Origin of the sequence: Streptomyces anatolicus (genome assembly GCF_019400875.1) — a bacterium.
In the GTDB taxonomy this organism is placed as follows: Bacteria; Actinomycetota; Actinomycetes; order Streptomycetales; family Streptomycetaceae; genus Streptomyces; species Streptomyces anatolicus.
This window is the reverse complement of sequence record NZ_WMBF01000277.1, coordinates 1-8,366: the sequence shown is the minus strand read 5'-3', so window position 1 is coordinate 8,366 and position 8,366 is coordinate 1. Positions and strand designations below refer to the sequence as shown.

Annotated in this window: 8 protein-coding genes; 5 read left to right on the top strand and 3 right to left on the bottom strand. The window is 70.4% G+C overall.

What is annotated here, in order from left to right:
• Positions 1-67 precede the first annotated feature (67 nt).
• Genes tal through gnd form a run of 5 tightly spaced genes read left to right on the top strand, consistent with a single transcriptional unit; the run spans position 68 to position 6,170 of the window.
• Positions 68-1,144: a transaldolase gene (gene tal / locus GKQ77_RS21950; protein ID WP_219690644.1), complete on the top strand. Its 1,077-nt coding sequence runs from the start codon at positions 68-70 to the stop codon at positions 1,142-1,144.
• The gene (gene zwf, locus GKQ77_RS21945; protein ID WP_219690643.1) at positions 1,141-2,673 is read left to right on the top strand and encodes a glucose-6-phosphate dehydrogenase; all 1,533 of its coding nucleotides are present in this window, start codon (positions 1,141-1,143) and stop codon (positions 2,671-2,673) included. Before tal ends, zwf begins: the two co-directional genes overlap by 4 nt.
• Positions 2,670-3,611 carry a glucose-6-phosphate dehydrogenase assembly protein OpcA gene (gene opcA, locus GKQ77_RS21940; protein WP_219690642.1) on the top strand — a complete coding sequence of 314 codons (942 nt, stop codon included), beginning with the start codon at positions 2,670-2,672 and terminating at the stop codon, positions 3,609-3,611. The genes zwf and opcA overlap by 4 nt, the downstream gene beginning before the upstream one ends.
• On the top strand, positions 3,604-5,286 hold the full coding sequence (gene pgi / locus GKQ77_RS21935) for a glucose-6-phosphate isomerase (protein ID WP_219690641.1): 1,683 nt from the start codon (positions 3,604-3,606) through the stop codon (positions 5,284-5,286). Before opcA ends, pgi begins: the two co-directional genes overlap by 8 nt.
• 5 nt (positions 5,287-5,291) lie before the next feature.
• Positions 5,292-6,170: a phosphogluconate dehydrogenase (NAD(+)-dependent, decarboxylating) gene (gnd, locus tag GKQ77_RS21930; RefSeq protein ID WP_219690640.1), complete on the top strand. Its 879-nt coding sequence runs from the start codon at positions 5,292-5,294 to the stop codon at positions 6,168-6,170.
• Positions 6,171-6,199: 29 nt separating this feature from the next.
• On the opposite strand, the gene GKQ77_RS21925 is transcribed toward gnd, so the two are convergent.
• The 3 genes from GKQ77_RS21925 to GKQ77_RS21915 form a co-directional block, all read right to left on the bottom strand.
• Positions 6,200-6,670 (bottom strand): hypothetical protein, encoded by a 471-nt coding sequence (locus GKQ77_RS21925; protein WP_219690639.1) that lies wholly within the window; start codon positions 6,668-6,670, stop codon positions 6,200-6,202.
• Positions 6,670-7,134 (bottom strand): hypothetical protein, encoded by a 465-nt coding sequence (locus tag GKQ77_RS21920; RefSeq protein WP_219690638.1) that lies wholly within the window; start codon positions 7,132-7,134, stop codon positions 6,670-6,672. Before GKQ77_RS21920 ends, GKQ77_RS21925 begins: the two co-directional genes overlap by 1 nt.
• 130 nt (positions 7,135-7,264) lie before the next feature.
• Positions 7,265-8,366: serine hydrolase domain-containing protein (locus tag GKQ77_RS21915; protein WP_219690637.1), on the bottom strand; the 1,102-nt coding region annotated here is incomplete at its 5' end.

Genomic DNA, 8,366 nt, shown 5'->3' with positions numbered 1-8,366 from the left:
CGCCGCACCCGCTGCCCCCGCCCCCTCCTCGTCGCACCTCAAGGCCCTCTCCGACGAAGGCGTCTCCATCTGGCTCGACGACCTGTCGCGCACCCGCATCGAGTCCGGCAACCTCGCCGAGCTGATCGAGAAGAGCCACGTCGTCGGTGTCACCACGAACCCCTCGATCTTCCAGGCCGCCATCGGCTCCGGCGAGGGCTACGAGGACCAGCTCGCCGACCTGGCCGTACGCGGCGTCACCGTCGACGAGGCCGTCCGCATGATGACCACCGCCGATGTGCGCGCCGCCGCCGACGTGCTGCGCCCCGTGTACGAGACGACCGGCGGGCGTGACGGCCGCGTGTCGATCGAGGTCGACCCGCGGCTGGCGCACGACACCGAGGCGACCATCGCCGAGGCCAAGCAGCTCGCCTGGCTCGTCGACCGCCCGAACGTCATGATCAAGATCCCGGCGACCGAGGCGGGCCTGCCGGCGATCACCGAGGTCATCGGCCTCGGCATCAGCGTCAACGTCACGCTGATCTTCTCCCTCGACCGCTACAAGGCCGTCATGGACGCCTACCTGGCGGGCCTGGACAAGGCGCACGAGCGCGGCATCGACCTGGCCGGCATCCACTCCGTCGCCTCCTTCTTCGTCTCGCGCGTCGACTCCGAGATCGACAAGCGCCTGGACGGCATCGGCACGGACGAGGCCAAGTCCCTCAAGGGCAAGGCCGCGCTCGCCAACGCCCGGCTCGCCTACGAGGCGTACGAGCAGGCGTTCGCCACCGACCGCGCCGCCAAGCTGGCCGCGGCGGGCGCCCACAAGCAGCGTCCGCTGTGGGCCTCGACGGGCGTCAAGGACCCGGCGTACAAGGACACCCTCTACGTCGACGAGCTGGCCGCGCCCGGCACCGTCAACACCATGCCGGAGGCCACCCTCAAGGCCGCCGCCGACCACGGCGACATCCACGGCGACGCCGTCACCGGCACCTACGACGCCTCCCGCGCCGAGCTTGCCGCCGTCGAGAAGCTCGGCATCTCCTACGACGAGGTCGTCCAGCAGCTGGAGGACGAGGCCGTCGCCAAGTTCGAGGCCGCCTGGACCGACCTGCTCGGCACGGTCGCGGACCGTCTCGCGGACAAGGAGGCCGGCACCAAGTGAGCGTCACCGACTGGCACAACCCCCTGAGGGACCCCCGCGACCGGCGCCTGCCGCGCGTCGCGGGCCCCTCCGGGCTCGTCATCTTCGGCGTCACCGGCGACCTGTCCCGCAAGAAGCTGATGCCGGCCGTCTACGACCTCGCCAACCGCGGACTGCTCCCGCCGGGCTTCTCGCTCCTCGGGTTCGCCCGCCGCGAGTGGGAGGACCAGGACTTCGCGCAGGTCGTCCACGACTCGGTGCGCGAACACGCCCGCACCCCCTTCCGCGAGGAGGTCTGGCAGCAGCTCGCCGACGGCATGCGGTTCATCCCGGGTGACTTCGACGACGACACCGCTTTCCGGCAGCTGCGGGAGGCCGTCGAGGAGCTGGACGAGAAGCGCGGCACCAGCGGCAACTACGCCTTCTATCTCTCCGTGCCGCCGAAGTTCTTCCCCAAGGTCGTCCAGCAGCTCAAGAAGCACGGCCTCGCGGACGCCCCCGAGGGCTCCTGGCGCCGCGCGGTCATCGAGAAGCCGTTCGGCCACGACCTCGCGTCGGCCAAGGACCTGAACGCCATCGTCCACGAGGTGTTCGCCCCCGACCAGGTCTTCCGCATCGACCACTACCTCGGCAAGGAGACCGTCCAGAACATCCTGGCGCTCCGCTTCGCCAACCAGATGTACGAGCCCATCTGGAACCGCAGCTACGTCGACCACGTGCAGATCACGATGGCCGAGGACATCGGCATCGGCGGCCGCGCCGGCTACTACGACGGCATCGGCGCCGCCCGTGACGTCATCCAGAACCACCTGCTCCAGCTGATGGCCCTCACGGCGATGGAGGAGCCGGCCGCGTTCGACGCCGAGTCGCTGGTGATGGAGAAGCTGAAGGTCCTCAAGGCCGTGCGCCTCCCCGACGACCCGGCGGCGTCCACGGTCCGCGCCCAGTACGCCGACGGCTGGCAGGGCGGCGAGAAGGTCAAGGGCTACCTCCATGAAGAGGGCATCGACCCCAAGTCGACGACCGACACCTACGCCGCCGTCAAACTGGAGGTCGACAACCGCCGCTGGGCGGGCGTCCCCTTCTACCTGCGCACCGGCAAGCGCCTGGGCCGACGGGTCACCGAGATCGCGGTCGTCTTCCAGCGCGCCCCGCACTCGCCGTTCGACTCCACCGCCACCGAGGAGCTGGGCCAGAACGCCATCGTCATCCGCGTCCAGCCCGACGAGGGCATGACCGTGCGCTTCGGCTCGAAGGTCCCGGGTACGTCGATGGAGATCCGTGACGTGTCCATGGACTTCGCGTACGGCGAGTCCTTCACCGAGTCCAGCCCGGAAGCGTACGAACGTCTGATCCTGGACGTACTGCTGGGCGATGCCAACCTCTTCCCCCGCACGGAGGAGGTCGAGGAGTCCTGGCGCATCCTCGACCCCATCGAGGAGCACTGGGACACCCACGGCAAGCCCGCCCGGTACGCCTCGGGCAGCTGGGGCCCGAGGGAAGCGGACGAGATGCTCGCACGAGACGGACGGAGCTGGCGCAGGCCATGAAGATCGATCTGACCGACACCACGGCAAGCAAAATCAACAAGGCGCTCGTGCAAGGACGCCGGGCCATCGGGACCCCCGCCGTCGGCGTGGTCCTGACGATGGTCATCGTCACCGACGAGGAGAACGCGTACGACGCGGTGAAGGCGGCCGAGGAGGCCTCCCGCGAGCACCCCTCGCGCACCCTCGTCGTCATCCGGCGCACCGCCCGCTCCCCGCGCGACCGGCAGGGCAACCGCCTCGACGCCGAGGTGCGGGTCGGCTCCGAGGCGGGCACCGGCGAGACCGTGTTCCTTCGGCTGTACGGCGAGGTCGGCCAGCACGCCGACTCCGTCGTCCTGCCGCTGCTGCTGCCCGACGCCCCCGTCGTCGTGTGGTGGCCGGTCGACGCGCCGGAGAACCCCGCCAAGGATCCGCTGGGCGCGCTCGCCGCCCGCCGCATCACCGACGCGTACGCCGTCGAGGACCCGCTCGCGGCCCTCGAGGCCCGCGCCGCGTCCTACGCCCCCGGCGACACCGACCTCGCCTGGACCCGCCTCACCCCGTGGCGCTCCATGCTCGCCGCCGCCCTCGACCAGGCCCGCACCGGCATCACGTCGGCCGCCGTCGAGTCCGAGGCCGACAACCCCAGCGCCGAACTGCTCGCGCGGTGGCTCGGCGCCCGGCTCGGCGTCACCGTCGAGCGCGTCACGACCGCCGGGCCCGTCATCACCGCGGTCCGCCTCGGCACGGCGAACGGCGAGATCCGCATCGACCGCCCCGAGGGCCCCCTCGCCACCCTGACCCTGCCCGGCCAGCCCGCGCGCACCCTCGCCCTGAAGGTCCGCTCGACGGCCGAGCTGATCGCCGAAGAGCTGCGCCGCCTCGACGCCGACGAGATGTACGCCGTCGCGCTGCACGGGGACGCCGCCGGCACGAAGGAGTCCGTACGACATGACTGACAGCAAGCCCCTCACCGCCGACACCAAGCCGCTTCTCACCCGCCGCCCGCAGTGGACCGCTCTGGAGGACCACCGCGCCAAGTTCAACGGCACGCACCTGCGCGACCTGTTCGCCGCCGACCCGGGCCGCGCCGAGCGCTACACCGTCCAGGTGGGCGACCTGCACATCGACTACAGCAAGCACGTCGTCACCGACGAGACGCTCGCCCTCCTCCAGGAACTGGCCGCCGCCACCGACGTGTTCGGGCAGCGCGACGCCATGTTCCGCGGCGAGAAGATCAACACCACCGAGGACCGCGCCGTCCTGCACACCGCCCTGCGGGCGCCCGCCGACGCGGTGGTCGAGGTCGACGGCGAGAACGTGGTGCCGAAGGTGCACGCCGTACTCGACAAGATGGCCGCCTTCTCCCAGAAGATCCGTACGGGGGAGTGGACCGGCCACACCGGCAAGCGCATCCGCAACATCGTCAACGTCGGCATCGGCGGCTCCGACCTCGGCCCCGCCATGGCCTACGAGGCGCTGCGCCCCTACACCGCACGCGACCTCACCGTCCGCTTCGTCTCGAACGTCGACGGCGCCGACCTCCACGAGGCCATCCGCGATCTCGACCCCGCCGAGACGCTGTTCATCATCGCCTCCAAGACATTCACGACGATCGAGACGATCACCAACGCCAAGGCCGCGCGCTCCTGGCTGCTGGCTTCCCTCGGTGACGAGGCGGCCGTGGCCAGGCACTTCGTGGCCCTTTCGACCAACGCCGAGAAGGTGTCGGAGTTCGGCATCGACACGGCGAACATGTTCGAGTTCTGGGACTGGGTCGGCGGCCGCTACTCCTTCGACTCCGCCATCGGCCTCTCCCTGATGATCGCCATCGGCCCGGACGCCTTCCGCGAGATGCTGGACGGCTTCCGCCTCGTCGACGAGCACTTCCGCACGGCACCGGCCGAGGCCAACGCGCCGTTGCTGATGGGCCTGCTGGGCGTCTGGTACGGCAACTTCCACGACGCGCAGTCGCACGCGGTGCTGCCGTACTCGCACTACCTCTCCAAGTTCACCGCCTACCTCCAGCAGCTCGACATGGAGTCCAACGGCAAGTCCGTGGACCGCGAGGGCCGGGGCGTGGGGTGGCAGACGGGCCCGGTGGTGTGGGGCACGCCCGGCACCAACGGCCAGCACGCCTACTACCAGCTCATCCACCAGGGCACGAAGCTGATCCCCGCGGACCTCATCGGCTTCGCGCGGCCCGTCGACGAGCTGGGCCCCGAACTCGCCGCGCAGCACGACCTGTTGATGGCGAACCTCTTCGCGCAGGGCCAGGCGCTCGCCTTCGGCAAGACGCCCGACGAGGTGCGCGCCGAGGGCGTGCCGGAGGAACTGGTCCCGCACAAGACGTTCAAGGGCAACCACCCGACGACCACGATCCTCGCCCGCGCGCTGACCCCCTCGGTCCTCGGCCAGCTCATCGCGCTCTACGAGCAGAAGGTCTTCGTCCAGGGCGCCATCTGGAACATCGACTCCTTCGACCAGTGGGGCGTCGAGCTGGGCAAGGTCCTCGCCAAGCGCGTCGAGCCCGCGCTCACCGAAGGCGCCGAGGTCCCCGGCCTCGACGCCTCCACGCAGTCCCTCGTCGCCACCTACCGCGCCCTGCGCGGCCGACTCGCAGAAAGCAAGTGACTGACATGCAGCTCGGACTCATCGGCCTCGGCAAAATGGGCGGCAACATGCGCGAGCGCATCCGCCGCGCGGGCCACACCGTCATCGGCTACGACCGCAACCCCGACGTCACCGACGTCGACTCGCTCGCCGAACTCGTCGACAGGCTCGAAGGCCCGCGCGTCGTCTGGGTGATGGTCCCGGCGGGCGCCGCGACCCAGTCGACCGTCGACGAACTGAAGGACCTCCTCTCCGAGGGCGACATCGTCGTCGACGGCGGCAACTCCCGCTGGACGGACGACGAGAAGCACGCCGAGGAGCTGAAGGCCAGGGGCATCGGCTTCGTCGACTGCGGTGTCTCCGGCGGCGTCTGGGGCCTGGAGAACGGCTACGCCCTCATGGTGGGCGGCGACGACGAGCATGTCGCCCGCGTCAAGCCGGTCTTCGATGCCCTCAAGCCGGAGGGCGACTTCGGCTACGTCCACGCGGGCAAGGTCGGCGCCGGCCACTTCTCCAAGATGGTCCACAACGGCATCGAGTACGCCATGATGCAGGCCTACGCCGAGGGCTGGGAGCTGCTGGAGGCCGCCGACTCGGTGACCGACGTGCGCGAGGTCTTCCGTTCCTGGCAGCAGGGCACGGTCATCCGCTCCTGGCTGCTCGACCTGGCCGTCAACGCGCTGGACGACGACGAGCACCTGGAGAAGCTGCGGGGCTTCGCCGCCGACTCCGGCGAGGGCCGCTGGACCGTCGAGGCGGCCATCGACAACGCGGTGCCGCTCCCGGCGATCACCGCCTCGCTCTTCGCCCGCTTCGCGTCCCGCCAGGACGACTCGCCGCAGATGAAGATGATCGCGGCGCTGCGCAACCAGTTCGGCGGGCATGCGGTGGAGTCCGCGAAGTAGCCGTCCCCACGAGGCCGTGCGGCGCCGCGTCAGGAGGAGCGGCGCCGTACGGCTTTCCAGCCGTCCAGAACCGGATCCGCGGAGCGCAGCCACCAGCCCTCCAGCCTGCGGCGCACATACGTCAGCACTTTCCGCCGCTTCAGCCACGGCGGCAGCTGCCGGAACGGCACGAAGACGAGGGTGTCGTCGATGGCGTACTCGGCGAGCCCCTTGTGCCCCTCGGCGCGCAACGCGTCGTACAGCTCCGGGGTCAGCGCGCCGTTGAGCCGGGCGGCGACACCCGCGGCGGTGTAGGCGAAGCCGCGCTGAGCGATGTCCGGCGACCGCATCGCCTTGATGATGCGTGGCGAGGCGTCTTCGAGGGGGCACCGGAAGGCGAGGCCGATCGCCGCGGTGCCGAGATGGTCCGCGCCACGTCCGTACGCGGCGTCCCAGTCGGCGGGGTCATCGATCCGGATCAGCCCCTCGCCGCTCTCCCAGTCCCAGTGGGAGGCCTCCATCAGCGGCGTCGCCTCAAGGCATTCCGGGCGCCCTCGATCGCATACGTGACCTCCAGCCGCCAGGTCATCAGCTTGTCCTCCACCTTTGATGCGACCTTCCGCCACTTGAACCACAGCGGCAGCTTCCGGAACGGCACGAACGTCAGTGTGTCGTCGATGGCGTTCTCGGCGATGCCACGATGGCCGACCGCGCGCAGCGCCTCGTACAACTCAGGTGTCAGCTCGCCGTTGAGCCGGGCCGCGGTGCCTGCCGCGGTGAACGCGAAGCCTCGTTGGCCTTGGTCCGGCAACCGCATCGCCCTGATGAGGCGCGGTGAGACCTCCTCCAACGGGCAGTTGAAGGCCAGTCCGATCGCTGCCGTACCGAGGCGTCGCTCACCGCGCTCGTAGGCCGCGTCCCATTCGGCGGGGTCGTCGATACCCAACAGGCCTTCGCCGCTCTCCCAATTCCACCCGGGCGCCATGGCCGGTCCTCCTTGTCACCCGGCGTCGGATCCAGGTCCAGGTCCAGGACATGCCAGTCCCGCGGCCGATTCCCCGCCCTACCGCAACCCCCGTCACGCACACCGCACCAGACAACCTGGTGAACCTACCTCACCGCAACGCGGCTCCCACGATGCGCTCGGCCACCGGGTTCATGCCCTGGCCCTTCGCGTCGGTCGCGTTGACCGAGTAGACGAGGGTACGGGAGCCGTCCTCGGTCGCGGCGATCAGACTCGTGTAGCCGTAGCGGGCGCCGGTCTTGAGCCAGACCGCCTTGCCGCCGATCTCCATGTACTGAGGGCCCCCGCCGAAGACCGCCTCGGGGACGCCCGGTGCCAGGCGGGGCAGGGTGAGCATCTCCTTCAGCTGGGCGCTCGGCAGGACCTTGCCGCCGAACAGGGCCCGCGTGAAGGTCTCCAGGTCGGCCGTGGACGAGATCATGTCGCCCGCCGCGAAGCGGTCCGACTGGTTCCACTCGGTGACGTCGACCAGCCGGGTCGTGCCGTCCGGGCGCTCCATCTTCTGGTAGCCACGGTTGTGCGGGCCGCGGATGCGGGGGTCGGCGCCCGGGAAGTACGTGTCGCGCATGCGCAGCGGCTCGAAGACGCGCTGCCGGGCCTGATGGGCGTACGTGTCTCCGGTGACCCTCTCGATCAGCAGACCGAGCACGGTGTAACCGATGTTGCGGTAGTGCTGCTCGGCGCCCGGGTCGTGCTGGGGGCCCTTGGCGATGGCGGAGGCGACGACGGTCCGGGGATCCAGCGTGTCGTAGCGGTGGGCGTACTCGTCGTCGAAGCCGTCGCCCGGCTTGAGGCCGCTGGTGTAGTTCAGGAGGCTGCGTACGGGGATGGGCCGGAACTCCTTCCCGGACGGTTCCTCCCCGAATGGTCCCTTCCCGAACAGTTCCGGCATGTAGTGCTGCACCGGCTTGTCGAGGTCGAGGGTGCCCTCGGCAGCCAGTCGCAACGCCACGGCCGCCGTCACGATCTTGGTCGTGGACCCGGCGCGGAACCGACCGTGCGGGTCGGCCTTGCGGTGCGTGACGAGGTCGTGGACGCCCGAACTGCCGCGCCAGGTGCCGTCCGTGCCGCCGACGCGGACGAGGGCCGCGGTCGCGTCGGCGTCCGGCAGCCCCTTGATCGCCTCGCGCAGGGCCTTGGCGTCGGGGCGGACGGAGGGGGCCTCGGCTGTCGCGGCCGGTGTGCGGGGGACG